The organism is Zoogloea sp. LCSB751, from assembly GCF_002028455.1.
Taxonomy (GTDB): Bacteria; Pseudomonadota; Gammaproteobacteria; order Burkholderiales; family Rhodocyclaceae; genus Zoogloea.
This window is the reverse complement of record NZ_MWUM01000202.1, coordinates 1-271: the sequence shown is the minus strand read 5'-3', so window position 1 is coordinate 271 and position 271 is coordinate 1. Positions and strand designations below refer to the sequence as shown.

At 43.5% G+C, this 271-nt stretch carries 1 protein-coding gene; it reads right to left on the bottom strand.

Annotated elements, in window-relative coordinates; all coding sequences use genetic code 11:
- Positions 1–271: adenylate/guanylate cyclase domain-containing protein (locus tag B4920_RS26345; RefSeq protein WP_305847128.1), on the bottom strand; the 271-nt coding region annotated here is incomplete at both ends.

Here is a 271-nt window from a genome sequence, read left to right as displayed (position 1 = left end):
GAGTGTTGTTTCCCTTTTAATTTAATCGGGCCCAGATTAGTCAAACGATACTCACTGTTAGGATTATCGAGTCGTCCCGCTAAGGCGCCAGAGATCAACATACGCTGTCCTAAGGGATTACATTGATCCTGCAGTCTCGCTAACGTATTTAGCACATCACTAAAGAAGCTAATTTCTTGTTTTTGAACACCAACAACTGCAGCAACGACTTGCCCACAGTGAGCCGCCGCTTTAAATTTCGGCACAAAACCATAGTGTTCTTCAAAGTAAC